Annotated in this window: 15 protein-coding genes; 8 read left to right on the plus strand and 7 right to left on the minus strand. The window is 61.5% G+C overall.

Annotation, left to right across the window (positions count from 1 at the left end):
* The first annotated feature begins 7 nt into the window (after positions 1-7).
* The gene (locus tag ACWFRF_RS28490) at positions 8-436 is read left to right on the plus strand and encodes a zinc-binding dehydrogenase (protein ID WP_452453128.1); all 429 of its coding nucleotides are present in this window, start codon (positions 8-10) and stop codon (positions 434-436) included.
* A 60-nt stretch (positions 437-496) separates the two neighbouring features.
* Here the strand turns inward: ACWFRF_RS28490 and ACWFRF_RS28495 are convergent, their stop codons facing one another.
* Positions 497-946, minus strand: a complete 450-nt coding sequence (locus ACWFRF_RS28495) for a hypothetical protein (protein WP_379221329.1) — start codon at positions 944-946, stop codon at positions 497-499.
* A 286-nt stretch (positions 947-1,232) separates the two neighbouring features.
* Here ACWFRF_RS28495 and ACWFRF_RS28500 point away from each other — a divergent pair, with 286 nt between their 5' ends.
* The 7 genes from ACWFRF_RS28500 to ACWFRF_RS28530 are packed head-to-tail and all read left to right on the plus strand — an operon-like array spanning position 1,233 to position 8,056.
* Complete coding sequence (locus tag ACWFRF_RS28500; RefSeq protein ID WP_452453131.1) at positions 1,233-2,888, plus strand: hypothetical protein; 1,656 nt, start codon at positions 1,233-1,235, stop codon at positions 2,886-2,888.
* Complete coding sequence (locus ACWFRF_RS28505) at positions 2,885-3,655, plus strand: ESX secretion-associated protein EspG (RefSeq protein ID WP_379292665.1); 771 nt, start codon at positions 2,885-2,887, stop codon at positions 3,653-3,655. The genes ACWFRF_RS28500 and ACWFRF_RS28505 overlap by 4 nt, the downstream gene beginning before the upstream one ends.
* A 13-nt stretch (positions 3,656-3,668) precedes the next feature.
* Positions 3,669-4,067 carry a hypothetical protein gene (locus ACWFRF_RS28510; protein ID WP_452453133.1) on the plus strand — a complete coding sequence of 133 codons (399 nt, stop codon included), beginning with the start codon at positions 3,669-3,671 and terminating at the stop codon, positions 4,065-4,067.
* The gene (locus ACWFRF_RS28515) at positions 4,064-4,693 is read left to right on the plus strand and encodes a DUF3558 family protein (RefSeq protein WP_452453135.1); all 630 of its coding nucleotides are present in this window, start codon (positions 4,064-4,066) and stop codon (positions 4,691-4,693) included. Before ACWFRF_RS28510 ends, ACWFRF_RS28515 begins: the two co-directional genes overlap by 4 nt.
* Positions 4,694-4,737: 44 nt before the next feature.
* Entirely contained in the window at positions 4,738-5,046 is a 309-nt protein-coding gene (locus tag ACWFRF_RS28520) for a hypothetical protein (RefSeq protein ID WP_452453137.1), read from the plus strand.
* Positions 5,043-7,517, plus strand: coding sequence for a WXG100 family type VII secretion target (locus ACWFRF_RS28525; protein WP_452453139.1), 2,475 nt, complete (start codon positions 5,043-5,045; stop codon positions 7,515-7,517). The genes ACWFRF_RS28520 and ACWFRF_RS28525 overlap by 4 nt, the downstream gene beginning before the upstream one ends.
* Entirely contained in the window at positions 7,514-8,056 is a 543-nt protein-coding gene (locus ACWFRF_RS28530; RefSeq protein ID WP_452453140.1) for a DUF3558 family protein, read from the plus strand. The genes ACWFRF_RS28525 and ACWFRF_RS28530 overlap by 4 nt, the downstream gene beginning before the upstream one ends.
* 198 nt (positions 8,057-8,254) lie before the next feature.
* Here ACWFRF_RS28530 and drmB read toward each other — a convergent pair whose 3' ends face one another.
* The 6 genes from drmB to ACWFRF_RS28560 form a co-directional block, all read right to left on the minus strand.
* The gene (gene drmB / locus ACWFRF_RS28535; protein ID WP_452453142.1) at positions 8,255-10,006 is read right to left on the minus strand and encodes a DrmB family protein; all 1,752 of its coding nucleotides are present in this window, start codon (positions 10,004-10,006) and stop codon (positions 8,255-8,257) included.
* 2 nt (positions 10,007-10,008) lie between these two features.
* Entirely contained in the window at positions 10,009-13,137 is a 3,129-nt protein-coding gene (locus ACWFRF_RS28540; RefSeq protein ID WP_452453144.1) for a helicase-related protein, read from the minus strand.
* Complete coding sequence (locus ACWFRF_RS28545) at positions 13,137-14,870, minus strand: UvrD-helicase domain-containing protein (protein WP_452453145.1); 1,734 nt, start codon at positions 14,868-14,870, stop codon at positions 13,137-13,139. Before ACWFRF_RS28545 ends, ACWFRF_RS28540 begins: the two co-directional genes overlap by 1 nt.
* 7 nt (positions 14,871-14,877) lie before the next feature.
* Positions 14,878-19,587 carry a DEAD/DEAH box helicase gene (locus tag ACWFRF_RS28550; protein ID WP_452453146.1) on the minus strand — a complete coding sequence of 1,570 codons (4,710 nt, stop codon included), beginning with the start codon at positions 19,585-19,587 and terminating at the stop codon, positions 14,878-14,880.
* A gap of 225 nt (positions 19,588-19,812) precedes the next feature.
* Positions 19,813-20,919 (minus strand): DNA cytosine methyltransferase, encoded by a 1,107-nt coding sequence (locus ACWFRF_RS28555; protein ID WP_452453148.1) that lies wholly within the window; start codon positions 20,917-20,919, stop codon positions 19,813-19,815.
* Between the two features lie 45 nt (positions 20,920-20,964).
* The gene (locus tag ACWFRF_RS28560; protein ID WP_452453150.1) at positions 20,965-21,993 is read right to left on the minus strand and encodes a DNA cytosine methyltransferase; all 1,029 of its coding nucleotides are present in this window, start codon (positions 21,991-21,993) and stop codon (positions 20,965-20,967) included.
* Positions 21,994-22,911 lie beyond the last annotated feature (918 nt).

Genomic DNA, 22,911 nt, shown 5'->3' on the forward strand with positions numbered 1-22,911 from the left:
TTGACCCATGACCGCCTACATTGCGCTGGTCCTGGGCCTGCTGAACATCCTCGTCGGCTGGCTCCTCCACGGTGGCGGTTCCCCACTCAGCTCCCCGAGAAATCCCACCCAACGCCCACCCACCCTGGTCCTGGCCCACCTCGCCAGCGTCACCCTGTGGCTCACGATCTGGATCTCCTACCTCGCGACCGACTTCTCCCCCATCCTCGGCTGGATCGGCTTCGCCCTGAGCCTCACCATCAACGCCCTGGGCGACACCTACCTACTCACCGAAGCCCGCGCAACCACCGACGCTCGACCGCTCCGCCCGACTGGTCTCGACGGCGCCCTCACACCCGTGATCACCTCGATCCACCCGCTCTCGGACGCCCCAGCCGCCCTCGACACCGTCGAAAACGGCCACGCCGCAGGCAAAGTCGTCATTAAGGTGTCATGACAGTTTGTCCAACCGATGCAACCAATCAGCGAGCAAGGCAATCACTTGCTGTGCCGTCGGTCAGTCGAAGATTTCGTCCGCAACGGCCGCGGTCATGGCTTTCACGAGCCATGCGTGGAGCTGATCGAGATCGCCGGTCTTGTTCAAAGTCGTACTCTGTGCGGCGGAAAGTTCGATTCCGCGGGCCGTCGCAACAGCAAGAACCGAGCGAGATGCTCCCATGAGCTGTCCCTGCCGCAACCCCTCTTCGTAGCCTTCGAAGTACGCCTGCCCCGCGAACAGCTCGTCCGCATGGGTCGCGGTCACCGCCCGCACCAACCATCCCCGAAGCTGATCGAGGTCAGCAGTGTCGGCGACCACCTTCAGCTGACCAGAGGACAGCTCGATTCCGCGACCGGCCAGCACGGTAAGTAATGCACGTGCGGCTTCCTCGATGCGGGCCAGCTCACCACCCTGCGCGCGCAACCGCTGGGCAGTCTCCGAGCGGAAGAACGAAAGATCCGTGGCCAATTTGTCGCTCCAAAGCTAGGCGGCGTAGAGCTCGATCTCGTCGTAATATCGCCGCTCGACCATAGTCGCAACGATCGACTCCGCCATCGCACCTGGGCGCGATTCTCCGAACCATGGAACCGAATCGCACCGGCTCGCGTCAAAGAGATCGAGAGGCGTTTCAGGACGGAATGACAGCGGTCTGGCGGCGGCAGGTTTGCCCTGGTCAGGCTTGCGCTTCCGGCAGAGCGATCCGACCGGCGAGAGCCCTTCGGTAAGCTCCCCGGGACAACGACGAGGGGGTGCGGTGACTTCGCCGATTGAAGTGATCCTGCAGGCAGGGGTGTCGGTAGCGGCTGCCGAGCTGGGCAAGCTGGGTGGGGTCCGGTCGCGTTCGCAGGCGATCGAAGCCGCACTGTCCGGCCAAGGCACGAGCACCGACCCGGATTACGCCAAGACTCTCGAGCAGTTCCAGACGATGTCGCATCAACAAATCTACGACGCGGTGCACGGAGCCGGCGGCATGGACGTCGCCGGCCTGCAATCCCTCGGCACGGTGTGGCAGAAAGCGTCAACCGAGCTGACAACAGCAGCCCAGTCGAACGCGAAGGACTTGGCCCGCCTGCTCGGTAATGGCGAGTGGTCCGGTTCCAGCGGTGACGCGGCGCGGGCCGCATCGCAGCGAATGGCGACAGTCATCGACGTCGTCGGACAGGTCTTCGGGGCAGTTGGGACCCGAGTCGAGGGATTGGCCTGCGCAGCCGAGGCCGTTCGGGCCGCGGTACAGGCCCCTAGAACCCTGGTCACAACCCTGAACCCCGACGACCCGATGTCGTCGATTATTCCGGGCCTGGTCAACCCGACAACTGCGACCGACCAGCGGGCCGAGCAAGACCAGGCACTCGCCGCAACCCGCGCGGCGATGGAGCAGATCTACACACCGTCATACCCTCCGAACGGTTCGGGAGTTCCGTCTTATCCGGTGGTGCTAGATGCGTTGGCCGGGGGCGATCAATCCGCGGCGGGCGGCAATGGTGGCACCCAGGGTGAAGGTTCGCCGTCCTCCACCTCTCCGGCCACCAACGGCGAGACGGCGCCCACTGGCGCCGACGACGACACCGCGACCGAGGAACCGTCGAATGTCGATGGTGCCCAGGATGATTCGACCGACCCATCCGGCACCGACGAGGACACGACCGAGCAAACCGAGGACTCGAGCGGATCACCTTCGGAATCGTCGCCGCAAACAACCGCGGCCGGAACACAGTCCGGCCCTCTCGGCGCAGCCGGATCGCCGATGTCGGGCACACCGGGCACGGGTTCGCCAAGCTCGGGCCTGCCGGGCGCGAGTTTGCCGGGCGCCGGTTCGCCGTCCACACCCAACCTCGGCGCTCCGCTGCCAGGAGTGAACGCCCAGTCACCGTCCACCTCGGTCGCAGGATCCGCGGGAGCCGGTGGTGGCCGGGCGGGCGCTCACGGTCCGATGGGGCCGATGGCGCCCGGCGCCGGGCAGCGCAGAGGCGGCAACGACGACGAGCACCAGAGCCCGGACTACCTCCGTCGCGTCCACGACGACTGGACCGAGGGCATCAACAGCCGTCCTGCGGCGGTCGGCGCGGACGCACCATCGGCCCTGCCCGTGGAACACTCCGACGCTCCGCCCGCAAGACAGGCCGCGGTATCCGCGGCGCCGACTACCCCTGCCTCGAATAGTGCTGCTCCCGTAGATAATTCGCGCACTCCAGCTGAAGTGCCACCTTCCACAAGCATCCCGGAGTCCGTTCCCGAAAGCGCCGTGCCCACCCAGGTCGATCAGCCCGAACCGACTCCGGCTGCCGATCCGCCAGCCGAACAACAACCGGCCGGACTCACTCCCGACGTGGCGTCGCTGCTGTCCGCCTACGGGTGGGGAGCATCTACTCCCCCGCCGCCCGCCGCACCAACGGAGCGTGAACGACCGTGACCACATCGAACTGGACCCTCGACTCCAACCAGTTTGCCTGGCTGTGGCGACAATTTCCCGGCCACGACGAGTTCGACTACCCCGACCCGATACGAATCCGCCAAACCCCGACCACCGAGGATGGGGATCGGCACATGAAAGCCGTTCTCGCTGAGGGTTTCCTGCGCGACGAAGACTCCCCGCTGCGCGTGGCCTTCACCGCGCTGGCCAATCCGGAAACTCGAATTCGGTGCTTCGGCACCCTCTCCGATGGCCAAGAAGTCCACTCACACGGCGTGGTCTCCGGCCGGATCGGCGTCGTGGTTTTCCAACGCTGCTCCACCGCCGAGGCCTCCGGCCCGATTCAGATATCGACCGTGCGCCCGCACGCGGTGCCTGTCCACCTCGCGGCCACCCTTCCCCCAACTGAAGCGGGCGGAGCGGGTCGAATGCTCGGTTACACGCCTCGTGTGCGGGGCCTCGAACCTCCCACGAACTGGAATCGCGGCTCCGACGGCCGCCTGCCCGTTGACGAACGCATCCGAACACTGATGCGCAAACCCCGTAGCGCCGAAGGCCAACTGATCATCGAACGCGGCCTCCGTGCCGAATATCCCTCGCCAACACAGTATTTGAACTGGATCGACGTAGTCCCCGGTCAATTCGCATCGGGCCGCTACCTGATCCAGGTCGACCAGGACGATACGTTCGTCGTACCGACCGACCTCCCAAGCCTCGCCGCCGAACTCCACACCCGTGCCGGTTTCGACCGCGTGCCGACACGGTGAAAGAGAGCCACCGATGACCTCCGAAGTACCAGTCAACCTCGACTACGGACAGGCTGAGATCTCGGCCTTCCTGGAGGGGGCGCGCAATGGGCAGTTCAGTTTTGAACGTGACACCGTGCTCGAGATGGTCGGCCAGTACGACCTTCTTCTGAACACGCTGACCACAGTTCGCAAGCAGGTCGGCGACGCCGCGAACTTCAAGGGCTTCGGGGGCCTGCAGTCCGCGCTAGAACTCCAGGACGGCTTTTCCAAGAAAGCCACTGACGGGGCCACCGTTCTCGACCAGATCATCGGTGGGATATACGACATCCAGGAGGGCTACCTCCGGGCTGCAAACCTGGTCCCGGAAATAGATGCCTTGAATCAGAAACGCATCAACCTTGCCGCTGACGGAGTCGACAACCACTCATGACGCTACGAACGACCGCAACCACCATCGCCATCATTGGCTGCGCCGCGCTCACAGGATGCACTCCAGACGGCACGGGCGACTTGACCAGCCCTACCTCCACCGCCGTATCGACCTCGCAACTGCCCGCGAAAGCGGTAACGGTTCCTCCAGCTCCATCCCAGCCAGCGAGATCAGGCTCAACCGTGAGCTACGACCCCTGCTTCACGATCGGAGACGAACCAGCCGCGTCACTGGGGTTTGCTGTCGACACACGTACACGAGCTGACTTCATCGCAGACAACTACGCGTTCATCGGATGTGAATTCAAACGCATGGAAACCATCCGAACCAACACACTTTCGGTCGCGACACTGGCAGTCCGGTCCAGCAACATTCAGCTTGCCGACTACTGGAAACGTGACGACTTCGTAGACAAGCAGACCACGCTGATCAACGGGCGCGAGGCAATCAGCTACCGGTTGCGCGGTCGCACCTCGCGCGAGAGATGCAGCATCGCGATGGCTGGTCCGGACGGCACAATCGACGTCACTGTCGAAAGTGCCGCCGCGCTCACCCTCTGGATGGGTTGCGACCACATCGAGGAAGCCGCTCGAACAATCGAAGCAGTCCTACCGAAGTCCAAGTAACCCAACCCAACACACACTGCAGCCCACCCACCGGGGGACCAACGATGACAGATCTCACCGTCAACAAGGAAATCCTTGTCGGCCTCGGCACGGAACTCAACCGCATCGGCGCAGCACTCCAGGCCACCGACACGCGCGAACCCTTCCGCTGCGGCGTAGACGACCTGCCGGGTACCGCCACCGCGGCGGTCTCAGCGGCAGCCATTGACCAGGTAAAAACAGCCCTCACCTCCGTCGCCACCCGCATCAACGCCATGGGCGACGCCGCGATCCGCTGCTCGGTGAACTACGAAGAAGCCGATCAAGCCTTCGCCGACCTGATCAAAACCACCACCGGAGGCGTGTACTCATGACCATCGGCCTCGCCGCCCTCCGCGGTTTCCATCCCGAAGCGACCACCAGCGCGGTAGCCCGCGGCATCGACACCCTCGTCGCCGACTTCAAGAAGCACATGTCCGACGTCCACACCAAAGTGGACGCGACCCAAGATGATTGGAAAGGCGACGCGGCGCGAGCCGCCAATGAGCGAGCCCTCGGCGAACGCCTCGCAGGCAACAAGCTCGCCACTGAACTCGAAGACATCGCCACTGCTTACCGCACCCACGGATCCGCGATGGACGGCTTCCGAAACGCCGCCGTCAAAGCCGCCGACGACTACCTCTACCAAGGTCTGAACGTCGCCGACGACGGCACCGTCACCGTCCCCGCAGGCAAAAAGGAAGTCCCCGGCCCTGTTCCCGGCCTGACCATCCCGATGTCGGAAGAACAACTCGCCACCTACGCCGTCGAGGGCACCACCCGAATCAAGGGCCTGATCGGCCAATTCGTCGCCGAAGACATCAAACTCGCTCAGGCCGCCGGTCAAGAACTTGTCGACATGATCCAGAAGGCCAACGGCGAATACGGCCTCGGCCCACAAGACCCCAGCAAGTACGGCAAGAGCGGGACCGATGACGGCAAGGCTCTCGCAGAAGCGTTGCGCACCAACGACACCGCAACGATCAACGAGATCCTCGCAAATATGCCGGACAACGCCCTGTCTGACGAAGACAAGGAAGCGCTCGCCAACGGCAAGGAAATCGCGGTTCCGGCTGAGCTGCGCGACTACTACAAGTCGCTGTACCAAGACCTCGGAAAAGACGGATTGCTGTCCCTCGGAACCTATCTCGACACCCAGAACCAACCGGGACTTTCCACCGCACCCGCCGCCGCAGCCGCACAAACCACGCTCGCCAGCGGCCTGATGATGGTTTCCAACGAGCGGATCGGCACCGGCTTCGACAACGGCAAACTCGTCGGCGCCAGCGATTACAACCAGCTGCCTGCCGGCATCCGCAACGTCGTCTCCGGACGCCTCGGCGACGGCGACTGGGGCAAGATCGCACCCCAGGGCCCCTACGACTTCCAGAACCGGCTCAAAGACAAGGTCGGGCTCGCCGACCTCATGTCACACGCCGACTCCGGCATCCAGCCCGGCACCACTCTCGGCACCGAACTCGGCCGCCAGGGCGCCGACCTCGCCGCCTACGTCGACGGCAAGGATGCCCACGTCAACCAGTGGACCAACCAGTGGTGGAACCAAGCAATGCCGGACGGATCTATCGACACCGAAGGATTCTTCCGCGAGCCTGACAAGGACACGCTCGACGCGACGGCGCAGAAGTACATGGACCTCGGAACATCGAATCCCGAAGCTGCGTACCAACTTCTGACTGGCAAGAACTCACACACCGGCGAGCCGCTGCCAGCCGACCTGTCATTCGGTGCAGGCGGCGCCGAATACCAGCCTTCGGGAAATTACGACCCCTCAAAATTTACTTCAAGTGTGTTCTCACACGAATGGGAAGACGAGGGCAGTGCCGCGTCCGGGCTGTACAGCTGGGTCGGCGAGCAAACTCACGAGCCAGGCCGTATGGGCGACCTCGCCCGCGACGCCTACCTCGAACTCCCCGAGGTCTTCGCGCCCCGGGACGAGAGTGGCATGCTCGTCGCAAAGGATGGCAAGTCGGTATTCGAATCGAATGCGGAAAACTTCATCAAGAACCCCGAGTTAGCCACTGGCCTGAGCAAGACTCTTGCACCAAATCTCGACTCGATCGCTGGACACCACGAAACTTCGGGTATTACGAACGGGATTGCATCCGTATCCAACGAAGATGCCGAACGCCTCTTGTTCCTCGGCGCCCACTCACCTGACGGCCAGTTGTACCTCGAGACCGCACGACAAACCTTCGATCTAGCCGTGATCAACCAGATCGCGAACGGGCAAGACACCACGCCGCTCGATACCGCAGCGATGATTGGTGGCCTCGATGCCAGAATCGACAATGCCCTTTACAACGCAGCAACGAACCTGGATGTGTCGGAGGCCTCCGATAAATTCACCCACGCGAACGAAATATACGAAACCAAGCAAAAGGCAGCAGAGTTTGCGACGACGCTCATCAGCGGCGGAACAGACCAAGCTGTCGAACGACTTCCGGGCGGGGCGATTGTCCACGGGATCGTCGGCGAGATGCGCGACAAGGGAATGGAATCCGTCGTCGAGAAATGGAATCCCGAGCCCGATCCTCAACCGGTACAATTTCCCAATGTGGAAACACTCCAAGGCAGGGCATGGGAGAACTTCCGAACTCAACTCGACACCGCCAATTCAGCTGGCGGTAGCCAACTCCCGACGGTCATCACAGACCAGTACCGGCGAGACTACAGTGGAGCGTACAACGATCTTGATACCGGATTTGCCGGAAACCCTGACCGCCTGAAGCAGTTCCTGGCCGGAAATACCGCATATATCGGCGACAGCGGGAAAGCAGGGAAATGAGACCAACGAGAATCGGGCGATCATTAGCCCCAATCATCCTGCTCTTCTGCAGCGCTGGCTGCACAATAAGCGACGACCCAGTGGTGAGATCTTCAACCACACCCCCGATGCAACTGAGCACAGCCGACCTCCCCTATGATCCTTGCGACCGATTGCCTCCCGAGCTACTGACCGCCGAGGGTTTACGGATTCAAATGGCCAAGAGGTCAAACCCAGCAACCCCCACCGACCCTGGTGTGCGTTATAGCGGCTGCCTAATTGGCGGTCCCCCATCCTCTGCGGCATTCTATTTGCAGACGACGAATACGACAGTAGATCACTTCCGACAAAGCAAAATTTCCGGCAATTACAACTTCACAGACCGAACAATCGACAACAGAACGTCGACCATCGCCAACAACAAGCAGTTCCCGGGAACGTGCAAAATATTGGTTCAGGTGGACCAATACTCAGTTCTCCTCGATGGCCGTTTCAGCGATGAGACGTGCGAGAATGGCGTTAATTTGGCTGAGAAATTCTTGGTTGCGCTCGAGGGCTGAACCGATGCGATAACCAGAGCGAGTCCGGTCAGCCGAACCTGTGATGGCTAGATTGGACCTCGCATGGTGATCTGACGGTCGGGTCCCCAAACCCGGCGTGCACGCGACCGCGCGGCCCGGACTCGACGCCGCCACCGGCGAACCTGAACCACCACCGCGACCGGACCCACTGACCGGTCAGATTGGGCGCGCGACGGCTCACATGTATCCCGTGGTTAGGAATCCACCGTTCGGATCAGAAACTGTGCCTACAAGCGTCGCCCTGTCGAGGTAGCCATTCATCAGTTCGCAGGACACCTCGGGAACCAAGAGACACGAATGGCACGCCGCAAGGTTCCTCGCTCCGGCGCCGGTAGCCAGGGATTCCAGGCAGACGGGATCTGCTGCACACCACTGGGAACGTTCAGTCGCGGCTTCGAGGACACCGCGCATGTTATCGACTGTTCCCCGCGCACATAGGCCACCTAGGCTACCCGCTGAATCGGCGGTCGCCGTGTAGAGCAAGATTCCGGCTTGGCCGGGCTCGGTGTACAAGCGCTCACGAATCGAAGACGCGGGGTAGCCGGTGTCGATCGCAAGCTCATTCAGTACCGCATGCGACAGAGAATGGGTCAGTAGCTCGCGGGGCGATACTGGTTGCACTGCTTCCACCCACTCAGGAGCGGCAGCTTTAAGCGATTTGTTCAGCAGTGATACGCGCGTGAGGGCAAATGCGGACTGCTCCCATTGGGCGACCGCCTCCTCGTCGAGGCGGAGGAAGATTCCTTCCCCGAGCACTTCGATGGCCGGTAGCCATCCGACCCGCTCTGTTGAGAGCTTTGCGCGTGGTGACTTCGATTCTCCGGTAGCGACGCTCACGCGGGAGAAGCCTTTCAAAGCGCGGACTTCACGCAGCTTCGACACCTTCGAGACGACGTCGAGAATACGCCCCGCTTCGGTATCGGCTTCGACGACCTGGGGCTCACATACGAAGGTTTCGAATCCGTCTTCCTCGGCGTGCTCGCGTCCCAGTGCACCGTATTCGTCGCGCCGAAGCTGTAGAAATGCTTCGCGGCCGTTGGGCTCCTCTTCCGATTGTCTACGAACGGCCTCTTTAAGTTCGTCGAAGTCAACGCCGTTCGTTCGGGCGAGTATCTCGAGCACCGCGTCGAGGTCGGTGCCTGTCAAATTCTCGAGGGTGGAGCGGCTCCGCTCGAGCAGTTCCTCGGCTGGGCTGACAGCGTGATCGAGGGTGAGCGCAGATCGGACATCTGCGAACCACACGTTGGACGCGCCTCGTTGGAGGCCCACGAGTGATTCCGAGCATGCATCATCGTCGCGCCCCAGCCAGGGGGACGAACCGCTGCAGCGCTTGGTGAGCGATCCTCGGCCCAGCGCTCCTTCGAGAGTTCGAGAGACTCCACACGTGCAGGTGACTGTCACCCCGGCGAGGGTCGAGTTCCGTGAGTCCGTTCTCAACGAGAGTGAGTGTTTCTCCGCGGATTCGCGTACTGCTCCGCGGTGGACCCAGGAATCGTAGGGGAAGTCCTCGATGTGACCGTTGATGCAGCACGCCACGAATCGAGAGGGGACGAGTCGCGGAGTGATGCAGTGACGGCACCGGTTGATGTAGTCGCCCTTGCCGTCCTTGTCAGCGATACGCCAGAAGCGGTCGAGGCGTGTGCATTTCGGGCAGTGTACCCATTCAGGGAATCGGACCATCGGCACCATGCCGGCGGACGCTGGTGGTGCGAAAAGGCTGGTGGCACCCAATGAGCGACTGAGCCGCGGTTCGTGAATTCGATCGGACTCCTTGGTGTTCCACAGGTCGAGCCCCGCGATCATGAAGCTCTCGGACTCCACCGGAATAACTGAGCCGACTCCGAAAGTAGCGATCAGCTGCGATCTCCGCACGGTCGTCTTGACCGGTGGCGTGTTGCCCTGCTTGAGTTTTTTCGTAACGGGCGGCACCGTCAGTCCTTCCGCTTCAGATATTTGACGTATAGGCCGGTCTCTGCATCGACATCACGCATGCTGGTCATGGTGGGCCACGGAGCGCCGCGGACTGGAAAGCTTCCGGCGCCGACATCCTCGGCCGGATTGATCAGTGGCTTGTCACCCAATCGCGTAGTTGCCTTGGGGGGCCGCATCGACCCATAGCGCTTGACTGCATCGAGACCGGCGTCGTTCTTCCAGCGTGCTAGCAACTCACGCAGTTGTTCGCCGAATGGGCCGGCCTCGGCAGGGGCAATCCGGTCTGCCCGATCGACCAAACGGTCAATGACTGCCTCGATTTGACTCAAGTAGTCGGCGACATTCTTCGCTGATTCATCGGTACTCAGTTCCGGAACCATCAGGCGAGTCGATGCGACAAGCACACCGTGGCCTGCACGATCGCGAGCACGAGGGGCAAACGGCGTCGCTGTCGTCGATTCGACTTCACGATACAAAGCACGGTGGAACGGGATGAAGGACGCGTAGTGTGAACTGTCCCGAGATCTCTGACTATTCAATGCCGTGATCACTAAGCCGGGGTTGCGACGGCCAACGCGGCTTGTGGACTGGATGTACTCGGAGGCGCTTTGGGGCTGACCAGCGACCACCATGAGACCTAGTCGGTCGATGTCGAGGCCGACCGAGATCATGTTGGTGGCAAGAGCCACGTCCGGGCTTTGGGGGTCCGGGTAGCTGGTCTCAAGCCGCGCCATCGAATTGGGGATCTCCATCTGGTCGACGCGCGATGTGAGCTCAACAGGCTCCTGAGAGATCTCCCGGACGGATCGTTGTCGTCTAGCAGCGAGGACTTCCATTCGGTCAGGAACGTCGTCGAGCACCTGTAGATATGCCGATCCGAGTACTCGTAGGGCGTTGAAGTAGCCGAGTAGGGTCCAGTAGCTGTCACGTACTTCGTCTGGCGAGTCAAGGTCACCGACCGCCTGGAGCAGAACTGAGTAGATACGGACAAGCAAGGTGGACTGGCTTGTTCCGGGGGCCATCACTCCGACGTAGCGCCGCGTACCCTTCTCCTGCGTGGATGCATTCACAGCGAAGTAGTTGTCCGACGGCGTGAGCCCAGGCGGAGGGAATTGTGCTGTGTCCCGGTCGAATACCGCACGAACCTGCTGTGCGGCACGACGGACTGTCGCGGTGGATGCAAGGACCTTGGGTCGGCCTTCCCCGGTGCATGCCATATCGATCGCCGCTTCGTTGAGACCTACGATCGTGCCGAGTGGTCCAGAGATCAGGTGCAGTTCGTCCTGCACGATGAGGTCCGGACGGGAGTCCGCAGGGCCATTGGTGCCGAGGAGCAGACCCACCTCACTCTTCCACGTCATTAGGGCAAACTTGTCGACGGTGCTGATGATCAATGACGGACGATTCGCGTAGACGTCGGAATCGAGAACGTACAGTGGAAGACCATCTCGGAAATTGCAGCCGGATTCACGGCACGCGATGATCATTGACTCACCGGATGCGTCGTAATGCTTGTGAGTCAACTGGACACCGCACCATGGGCATCTGACGAGCTGCATGGGCGTAGAGCCCTGGACGTGCTCGCCGTCAGCGATCTTGCGGAGAATCCCTCGCGCTTCTTTTGTGTCGGCCGGTGTGGCCGCATTACCCACCCAGAGGCCCAGCGAGATCGGCGGAGCATTGGGAATTTCGGTGCGGCGCACGAGTTCCAGAGCGCAGATGAGACCAGCTGCACGTTCGAACTGCTGCCGAGTCAGGAGTCGTAGTGTGTACCGCATAATCGCGGATACGCCGCCGTTGTCTTCCCGCCGAAGCCGCCGGAGTAAGACGGTAAAACCGATGCAGCCGAGGTACGCCTCGGTCTTGCCACCGCCGGTGGGAAACCAGAGTAGATCGGCGACATCGCGGTCGGGGTGGCCTGGATCGGAGAGAGCGGGAATATTCATCAGGATGTACGCCAGCTGGAATGGACGCCATCGTTGGGTTTTTGGCACCTCACCTCGCGAGCGGTCCTGTGCATGGCGCTGGTCCAGCATTGCACGGTTCATCAGTCGAAACGCCCGGTCGACTTCAGGATCGTCAAGCGCCTTAACGCCTGCCCGGATACGTCCGGCGCACTCCGCGGCCCTGTCCATGTGTTCGAGCGCCACGGACCGATGTGCGGGCGTGTCGATGCTTTCGGCATCGTTGCGTCGGGTCGATATCCATCGCTCGTAGGCATCTGCCATCGCGTGGAGTTGCGTGCGGTCGGAGGTATCGGAGAGCTGATCCATCCGGAGGTCGTACCGGCCGAAGTCGTCCTGCTCGTCGCCGCCTGCCGGGCGAGCGAGATGAACTTCCTGGCTCGGAATGAACGTCGTCCGGATCGAGTCAGGACTGGGCACGTGCTCGTCCCAACTTGCCGCACAGCCATGCCCAATAGCCAAGACCGGTTCGTCGCGGTAGAGAAATCGTGATGAGCGATCATCGGCATCGGCACTCACGCGCGAGGGGTCGATGCTGCGGTCGACGAATCCACCATGTGGCGTGGAAACAGTGATTGTCGGCCGAAACCACGACAATCCATCAATCGCCCCTGACGTATCAGTGCGGGTGTGACCGTTCACGAGGGACACCGAGATCCGCACGTGCCCCGCAGTGGTCGGGGCGCGAACCACACCGATGATCCGCAGCATCTCTCCATCTGCGACTGGCTCATCGATCCGACCCGCCATCGTGCTGTCGACCACGATATCCGTATCTGTCGCTACCTCGTGCGGATACCAAATGTCCTCGGATTCCGTGTACTTCCGTGCAGACGCGCAGATCGTGATTTGTGGCGTCTGCACAGAATCGACAGTGAATGTGAGCCCGACCGATGAGGGCTTGTGTGCGTGAGAGAGCGAAACAGCAACTTCGGTTGCAGTGTCGTCGGCGATGCTCCCTGCTTCTCCATCCGTGTCCTCTGACAGGCCGGGCTTGTAGATGTCCGACAAATTCTCGACTCGGGGATAGAGCACGCCGACGATGATGCGATTGAGTGGTGGTTCGTGTAGCGGCTCCGGCTCCCGCGGGCCCATCAATTCCTCTTCGAGTGACTCTACGAGGCTGTCGCGGGCCTCATACCAGGGAGCGAGGTCTTCGGCCATCAGCCTTCCTTCTTCCACACGACCGTGGCGAACCCCAACGGCCGTGGCTTGATCCAGAACGATGTGCCCTCGGTCGTGTTCCAGCAGGTTTCGGTGCCCTCGAGAAGTACCGAGCCGAGGTCAGGCCAGCCGGTCGTGTGGCCGGACTTGCCGATAGCGTGTGCGAGTCTGCGTCCGAAGTCTTCGGTCGTCGAGCCGACAGCATGGCCGTCGATGAGGCAGCGGTATGCGGGCCACTCCGCACCGCCGGTCGACAACCGTTCGAAAGTGAGTGGTTTGGATTGTCCCCTGCTGCGCAACGCTCTTTGACCTTCCTCACCCCCGACAGGTCGTTCCGACTGTAGATGGTGGGGCTCGATCGCAACAGCCGTGGCCTTTTGCGTCCGCGGGTGTGGCTGATAAAGGAACCCACCGCATGGCAGTCTGCGAGTGAACGGGGATTGGTGATTCAGAACGACCACCTTCTGGCGTCCCCGGGACAGGGCGACGAGCAGCAATTCGTTCTCCGGTGTGCCTTTCGAAGGCCTGAGCATGGCCGATGAACCCGCGACCGCAACGTTGTCGAACTCGAGGCCCTTCGATTGGTGAATCGTAGACACCTTGACCGTGCCCGCCTCCTCACCGTTGAACCAGGGCTCGATCGGGTCTGTGCCACCGGAGAGCCTGCGCGCGAACGACCGCCAATCGATGTACGGACCGGCATCGGTTGCGTGCACGAGGTCGCGGAATGCGTCCTCGGTTAACGAGCAATGCAGTGAGACAAACTCATTGAATATGTCTCGGGTAAACGGCATTCCTGACGTGAACTCCCACAATTCAGCTACCCAGGGCGCGACCCTGCGTTTCCGTCCAGGACTCAGCCAGGTGCAGGGAAGTCCGGCGCGCCCAAGTCTGTCGAAGAGCCAGATAACATCGGCGTTGGCACGAGCGAGTACAGCGGTCGAACCGCTCCACACGCTTGCCCTGAGTGCCAACTCGTCCAGGTCTACATGGGTTAGGTCGGAAACCAGTTCGTCAAGTAGCGCGGTTCTCGTCGCCGAGTTCGCCCCTCGAAGGAGACGTTCAGTGCGCACAACGTCGCGCGCAGACTTCCGTTGCGCTCGGTAGTTGTTCTCAAGGTAGCAGATCTCGGTGATCGACCGCTCCGCGAGCGCCTCACAAAGCAGATCCCACGCCGACCGTTCGCAGCCGACTGTTTCCTCATCGTCGAGAAAATCGTAGATCGACTGCAGAGGGTCGCCGAATATGGTAACACCCGAAGCGATTGGAAGCGCGTCGATGATCGTCAGCAACAGTTCGCGTCGGACTGCGGAGAGGTCCTGCGCTTCGTCGACGATGAGGTGTACAACATGATCGAGTTCGCCAGCGTAGCGATCCCGTAGTTGGTGAGTTGCGGCCCTGATTCTTCCATCGAAGTCCGGTGCTGCCGAACCGGACTCGTCAAATTCATTATCCGTGATCTGCCATGCAAGCGAATCGAGAGTCATAGCTGCGACTTCGCTCCGGTAGTCGTCATCAACGGACGCAAATGCATCGAAGGCCGCCCGAACAGCCGCCCGGGAGAACGAAACGAAGATGATCTGATCGTCCGAGTCGGGATTAATCTCCGAGTCGAGCCTATTAATCAGCTTTACGCTTGTCGCGGTCTTTCCGGCACCGGGTCCGGCAACGACGATGCGGCGAGCATCGACGTCCCCATAGATAACTCGCTGCTGGAACTCATCGAACTCCACCCCTGTATCAGCCCTCTTCGGAGTTGATCACATTGCGTTCAAACGACTCGTAGGCGATGCTGTCACCGAACTCGACGATATTGTCGAGAACGTTGACGACGAGCACATCCTGGCTGCCGCCGTTCTTCGGGCCACGCATTCCTCGACCGACCATCTGAAGATACCTTGCCTTACTCGAAGTGGGGCGGGTGATGTAGACAGCACGTGTCTTAGGAGCGTCGAAGCCCTGGGACAGAACGTTGTAATTCGTCAAGACCTTGAGATCACCACTCTTGAACCGATCGATCGTAACCCTTCGATCGTCGGGGCTGGTGTCGTTATCGATTGACGCTGCCGGGCGACCGCGCAACGTCAGGAGCGTTGCAAGAGTCTGCGCATTCTCAACAGACGCGGCGAAAACGACAATCGACCATTCCTCCGGCAGGTCGATTATTGAATTAACGATCTTCTGCGTGCGCTCCTCATTCTGACCGAGTCTACGTTCAGCACCTTTGGGCAGCCAGTACTTCTCTCTGAAATCCTCGAGCTCAGCGACACTCAGGTCGATGTTGACGCCGTGCAGAATTTTAAGCTGCGCACGTGCGAGTACTTGGTCGCGCTGAAGTCGGCGCTGCGGAACTTCGTCCCCGAAGACACCAGCGTCGAGCAGGTTGTTGTCGAATCGGTTGAGCAGTCGCTGTGTTTCAGCGCTGTCGTCTCGCCCGCGAAATGGTGTGGCGGTCAGTCCAACGAGCGGCAACGTGCGCTCGTAGAGTCCCCGTCCCGTCCAATTGAGAATCTTTGTGTAAGAGGGTGTCGTCGCTCCGTGCGCTTCATCAATGATGACGAGGGGAGTGTCCGCAAGCCAGTCAAATTCATTGTTGCCCAATGCATTGGACACCAGCTTCTGCCATGACGCGACAACAACCTGCACTCCGCCGAGCTCCTCCTCGACCGAGTAATTCGACCAGAACCGACTGAGGATGAGTTGAGTGTCGTGACGTCCCTTCGCACGCCAGAGGAAGGACCACGTGTCGATCGCCTGCTCGCACAGTTCTTCCCCGTCAGCGATCCACAGGATGGGCCCGCGCACCTCGCCGTCGGGGCCGAAGTCTTTGGCAGCAACGGCCTCGATCACCGTCTGAACAGCCACGCGGGTCTTACCTGCACCAGTGGGCAGGGAGATGATTCCGCGACGAGGGCTGCCATCCGTCCCACGAATCAATGCGCGGAGCCGCTCGGAAACCGTCTCCTGGTAATCGTGCAGCTTCTTCAGGACGGCTGGACCGTCGATGTACTCCGTTGGCTTATTTCGCTGCGGCGCCTTCTTGCCAGCCCACTCCTCACTGAAACCGCGTTCCCGCACCCAGTTTCGGGTGGCGTGAGAGCCGGACCACCGGGCAGGCGGGCTGATGGGCAAGCCAGACGGATCGACCCGGCACGCACGCTCAAGGGCTTTAGTCCCTAGCATGCCGATACACAACTGCGCTAATGCGACACCATGTGGTGGCGCTTCGCCATTTCGCTCGAGGTAGTTCAGCGCATCCACAGGGATCAGAGCCCGCAGTCGCTCTTCCCCTACGAACTCAAGAAGGCGCTCCGCGTCGTTCGGCGCATTGCGGACCCTCAAAAGCTTCTTGTTGTTTTTGCGTTCCGCGAGGTTCATCAACCGGGCGTCGACTGCCTCGTCGGAATCATCGAGCTCAAGACTCGAGAGCGACTGTTTCAGGATCTCGCGGTCGTTCGTACCGGTGACGAGGAGGGTATCGCCATCGCGCCCCCACGCGACATCGATGCGAACTTCGGGACGGCCTGCGATGGCGGCAACCTTGTTCAGGGACAAGCACTTCTGCACGACGAGGTCATCCGGATCGATGTCAAGGTCGTCTTCGCGGAAGACGTCGAAGAGTTCAGTGAGGCCGGAAGTCTCCGCACTCGACTCGTACGAATAGGTGACGGGCAGGTCGTGGTCAAGGCACCCCCAGTTTGCCCGGAGGATCGCCGCATCCTCAGGCGTGTCTACCTGAAGACACGGAATTCCGAACGTTGAAAATTCACGGAGGTTCTCCGCTGTGGCGGCCACGGCAATCTCGCCGGCGGGCACTTGAACCCACCCCTCCGGGGCGGAGCACCACAGAAGTTCTGGTGCGGAATCGGGTTTCAGATATGCCCACCATGCATATGCACGGCCGACCATCGATTTGTCTTTTCGCTCTACATGCTTGCCGACGATCCACTCGAAGCGCTCACTCGTGAGGCTCTCGAGATCAGTGAGTAGTTGAAGGCGTTCGACGACGTCGTCACCGATCTCGACACCCGATAGAACAGGGAGCAGGCCCTTGACCTCAGGGTAGGCCTCCTCAACGGTCGGTGCGAACGTCTGATCGACGGGGACCGGGCCGAGAACAGTGGGAAGGAGACCTTCCTTACGCACCCACCAAAGTTCCGGCGCGATGAAACGACCATACTTGTTCACCGAGGGATGGCCCACACGGATCAGCGGGTCCTCGAGGGTCCGCAGAACCTCACATGTCAGTGCGGTGCGGTTGGTTTCCGAGAGGGAAGGCAGACATTGTAGCGGCCCCAGAACGGAACGATCCGAGGTAATCCGAAGATCTTCCCGCTGGCGGGGGCCGAGGCACATCTCCTTTGCGATGAGGTCGGTCGCAAGCTTCCAATACGTCGTGAACCATTCCTCGTTTCGCGCGGCATCGTCCAGCGACCTCCGCTTCGGAGCAGTGTAAACGCCGAGAAATCCCAGGATTTCAGTGTCGGATGCGTGATAAGACCGATCCACTAGAAACTTGGCGTCGCTCTTCCGATCTTCCAGGAGATCCTCCGGGATATACATATTCTCAGGATAGACCCAGGCGCCCTTCCCATTTCGTACCTTGACAAGCCGGTGTGCCTGTCCCTCGAGGATCCGTTCGAACCCCTCCGCGACTGCGTCACCGCCGGAACCACGCATCGCGGTCCACAGGGCATCGAAATTGACATCGGCCTTCGTCCTGAGATCTGTGAGGAGCTGGAGCATCTCACCGCCGTCATCGAACGCGGCAATCCCAAGCGATTCCAACGCCGCTACGGTTGACGGCCGCGCCGTGACGTCCTTGTCGATAAACGCTGACCCCCTTTGGGCAGCGTCGGACCGGATGAAGCATCGTCCCGGCAGCGGCTGCTGGAGCTCTCCGTTCTCGAGGAGGACAATCCGAGAGTCCCGTACGTCGCTAGTGGCATTTTCGCGAAACTTCGCATCCACTCGAGTAGGCATCTGAGCCGCGATTTCGATTACGGTAGATGAGCTTCTAGCGGTCTTGTCAGCGACCGCTGCGTGGAGCCAATCCAGGACTCTGCCCTCGGCGCGCGGGTTCTCCTCCATCAAGCGCCTGACTTTTGCGCGGCGCTCTCTGGTCAGGCAGTCGGGATGGACCCAGACGTCCCGTTGGGTAGTCACGGTCATCCAAGATCTGACCCAATCCATGGCAGGTTCTGGGATCATCTGGACCGATGTGGGAGAACGTAGCTCGCCGTCGAGGGTGGGGATCGACCGCGTTTCCCGAAGGCGTTGTATCACAGGCTCGTTCAGGACGGTATCCGCCCAACTCCGACTCTCCTTACCACGTGCGGGAAGGACGTCGATGTATCGACCGTAGGCGCCGTCCTGTACGAGTTCGAGCCGCGCGGCGTCGACAAGTTCGGGCACGACCTGGGTCAGTATCTCGTAGTTGAACCGGCATTCGATCACGTTGATGCGATCGTCGGAGAGTTTCCACGGGGCGTTGAGCCGCCCACTCAGCGTGACTTCTGATTTGACCGGAAAGTACGCGAACAGGCGACCCACACCGGTGGCACCAGTCGCGGGGACCGCCCAGGAAACAGGGACAGCATCCCGGCGTGCCGCGTAACCGGCAGACTCAAGAGCCTCGGGCGAAGGGTGATGGAGCTTTGAGACGACCAACCAGGTCTGCTCGCCTTCGTCGGTAGCCAGAACCACCCGCTTTCCAGTTCGTCTCGTCGAGATCGTCCGATCAGCAGCGCCGAGCTCATCGCGGAGGCGAAGTTGTTTGACGCTAGGCGCAAAGAGGTTGAACGAAGGGTCGAACTCCGAGATCTCCTCGGAGAGCTGAATGGCCGCACCGTCCTTGAGTGGAACCTTCACAATGGTGGCTGCCCAGAGCGAAAGCTCCTTGAGAGTCGAGTCGCTCGCGAATTCGATCGTCGGGTCGAGCACCCAGGCGAGGCGTAGCGAAGGAACCTCTGCCGGATCGAAGTGTCGCCCTGTCTCGACCGTCAGCTGCCTCGCCGACTCAGCGCGACTGAACTCGAAGGAGATTGACTGGCTGAAGATCTGGGGTTCGTCAGAGATCCCACTGATCGACTTGAAGCCGAGCCCGAAGCGACCGATCTCCCCGCCCGTCTTGTTTGATAGATGGGTGTAAAGCAGTGCGCGCACACCTGTATCGACGAACGGGTGTCCCTCGTTGGCTACGTATAACGTGTCGTCGGTGAGAACAACCTCGATCCGGCCTCCCGCCTCAGGAAGCGCGTCGGCTGCGTTCTGAACCAGCTCCTGGATCTGCTTGCGCCCATAGCCGCCTTCCGCGATGCCGCGTTCCTTACCGGCGTCCTCGGCGATCCGGTCCGGGTCCTTCCGATACACCTCGATGCAAGTGGAGTGGTACTTGTTGACCAGGTTGACCAGGCTCGGGTCCGGACGGGACCACTGTGCGGTGTTCATCGGGCCGTCCGAGTGTCGGGGAACTCAAACACCTTGTACTGCCCATCAATCAGATCAATCATCGAACTCCCACCTGCGCACGAACCACCTGGTTGACGATAGGAGGTTTCACTCCCCCACGTTATGGGTAACAGTATCGGCTCGGTACGACCAGTTGGAAGCGAGTGCGAAAGTTTGTTACCCGGCCGGTGGAGCTATCGGTGAGCGACCGCAGTTCGCTACACCTCAGCTGAAGAGCAAGCCCATCCGCTGCAGGTGATCGAGCGGGGCGGAGTCACGGGTGTCGAGCCAGGGGCGATCGACGACCTTCGCGGCTTCCTCGTGGCTCACCTGACTCCCCAACGCCGCCGAGAGCACATGCAGTGCCAACACCGGCGGGATCGCGTTGCCGATCTGCTGCGCGATATCACCACCCGACCACGGGTAGTCCAGCGGGAAGGTCTGCAGGCGACCGGCCTCGGCCGGGCTGAATCGAGGGCAGGGAAATCCGGTGCTGTCGACGATCTGGTTTCTCGAGACCTTCCCCGTGATTGTCGCCGAGGGTTCCAGCGAACTACGGCGTCCACGCAACTTCGGGTCACCACCAGTGCCGTAATTGGAGATGACCTGAAAGTCGTAGCCGCGATTCAGAGCATCCCCCATCGTCTCCCACGGAAGAAGAGTCTCCGCGCCCAGCGCTCGGCCCACTCCCTTGCGGTAAGGACGATGGGTGGCATTCGGGAGTTCGGGTTCGCCTCTGAGCCGCGCGATCAGAATGGCACGTCTGCGCGTCTGTGGAACTCCGAACTGTTCGGTGCGAAGAACATCTGCGGTGACTTGATAGCCGATTCCCTCGAGGACCTTGCCCATCTGTCTCCAGATCGGCAGGACCGCCGGAACCTGTTCCAGCACAATAACTTTGTAGGGATTCCCACGACCGTGTGCTTCGAGAGCCCATCGCAGAGGCTCGAGGACGAGGCCCGTTCGCTCGTCTTCGAGACCATCGAGATCCTCGGATATGTTGTCGGCCCCACCCATCCGGTCGACGAAGCTCAGTACTTCGTCCAGCGCCTTTCTGCCCGCCCCGGCACCCGCGACGGTGAAGGTCTGGCAGGGTGGTCCGCCCGTGAGAATCCACGCACCCGGCACGTCCGCCGGACCGAAGTCACGGACATCGTGCGGGCGCTCGTTCAAACTCGCGGCTGCCCTGGTCGCACACGCATTGCGGTCCCACTCGAACCCGTAGACGTCCAAACCCAGCCATCGCGCGGCGACATCGAGTCCCCCTGGCCCGGCGAAAAGGTCGACCATGTCCGCTCGGCGTGGCAGCGTCGGCTCGCGGTCGGTGGGCATGACACGAGATCTTAGCCGGCACGAGGCACCTCGTGATACCAGCAGTTAGCCGGCTGACAGGGTTGTCCTCAATGCGACTCCCAGCGCATGCGCGAACGGCGGCGGTGTTGCGTTGCCCACCTGCCGATACCTGGCAGTCTTTCGACCCTCGAACGTCCAGGACGGCGGGAACCCCTGCAGTGCGGCGACCTGGTCGACGGTGAGTTTGAGCATGTGGCCGACGCCCTTAGTTGGATCCCAGTCGAAGTCTGCCGATGGCACGTCGTCGGCGAGCGCACGCCCATTGACCCCGAACTTCGCCCATGCGCGGACCGAACCCTGTGGGCCCAAGTCACCGCCACCCCGATCCCACGACCCTCCAACGATCGTCGGCGAGATCCCATCGGCCTTGGCGGCCCACTCCGCGGCCTGCGGCCACCCACGTGCGCCCATCGATCCGCGCAGAACTGCTCCGACTGTCAGACCTGGCGCAGGCAGGACCGAATGCAGATTCGCGGTAAAGGTATCGATGCCACCGTCGCGCAGGGCAACCAGGACCGCGTACTCGCGGTGCTGCGGAACGCCGAAATCGCACGCATCGACAAGCAACCAACAGTACTCGTAGCCTGCGTCCTCGAGATGCTTGGTAACCCGGGCGCGACTCGATGCGTATTCGTCCCGTTTGAGCAGGTCAGGAACATTCTCGATCAGCAAGGCGCGCGGGCGTAGTTCCACCGTCAACCGTGCGGTCGTCTCGAACAGCTCCAGTTCCCAGCTACTTCCCCTTGGCCGTGATGCGGTCGCTGCCGATTTCACACGCGGCAACCCTGCGGCGAGAACGTCGATTTCACGGTGTCCCGGTAGGTCGAGTCTCGGCTCGAATCGGAGCAGGTCTTTGTGCAGGACGTTCCAGTCGGGGCGGTTTGCTCGCAGCGTCGCGCAAGCCACGTCGCGGTTGTCCAGCAGAAGCACTGAATCGAAGCCGGCTTGTTCCAACCCGAGCGCGAGTCCGCCTGCGCCGGCGCACAACTCGATCGAGGTAAGGCGTCCTGTTCGGAATAGGTTGCCCATTCCGCTATCCAGTTCGGCCCCCATCGCTGCCCCCCTCGCTGCCGCAGTGACTGCAATTCGATCAAGAATAGCGTCCGAAGACCGGCAACGCCCGCGCCTCTGCGCATACTGTGACGCCGTGACCGATTGGGTGCCGACGCGGTACGTGTCTCCGGATGAGCTGATGGCCAACCAGACGCCGAAGGGTGGGTTCACGCAGGCGAAGTTGGCGGAGTGGGGTGTGACGTGGCCGCCGCCGAAAGGGTGGAAAAAGGCTGTGTCAGACCAGGATCGGTGGTCTGAGGATTTAACGACGTTTCTTGGATAGCCGACGGCTATGGTACGATTCGCGCATAAGTCAGGCCCCGGAGGTGCTGTAACACCGCCGAGGCCCTGGGCGAGAATCTGGGTTCAGCAGACTCACCGCCGTAGGCAGGAAGCCTACCGATGATTCTGGCGTCTCCGCCAACCTCCCCCCTTGCCGCTGTGCGCCCGGGCGAGTTTGTGCGGGTGATGCGCCTTACCCGCGCAGTCGTCGCCCGTCAGAGGGGCCGATGCATCTATTCCGATGACACAGGGTCGGCCGGTAAAGGCGGACTCGGACGGCTCCACCGTGGTTGGTGGCGTGGATACCAGGGCTTCCCTGGGTGTTCCTGACTCTGTGCAGCAACCCAGTCCCGGCCCTTGCCGAGTAATGCCCGGCGGGCGTGCATCACCAAACGACCGTAGCGACGACCGACCGGCGGACCTCGCGTCACGGGTGCATCCGTACCTCGCGGTACCGGGGTACCCCTGCACTCCCTCCGCTCTCCCACTCCCAGCGGGACGGGCAGTCGCGCGTTACCAAAAGTGGTACGTCTGTTCACATGTACCTGGGCTGGGGTTTTCGTTGCCATGCACAGTGATTCGGCGAAGTTCTGGCGCGTGGCGGCGGGAAGGGGGACCCTCGGAGTAGAGGATCGC

The organism is Nocardia sp. NPDC055165, assembly GCF_053606985.1.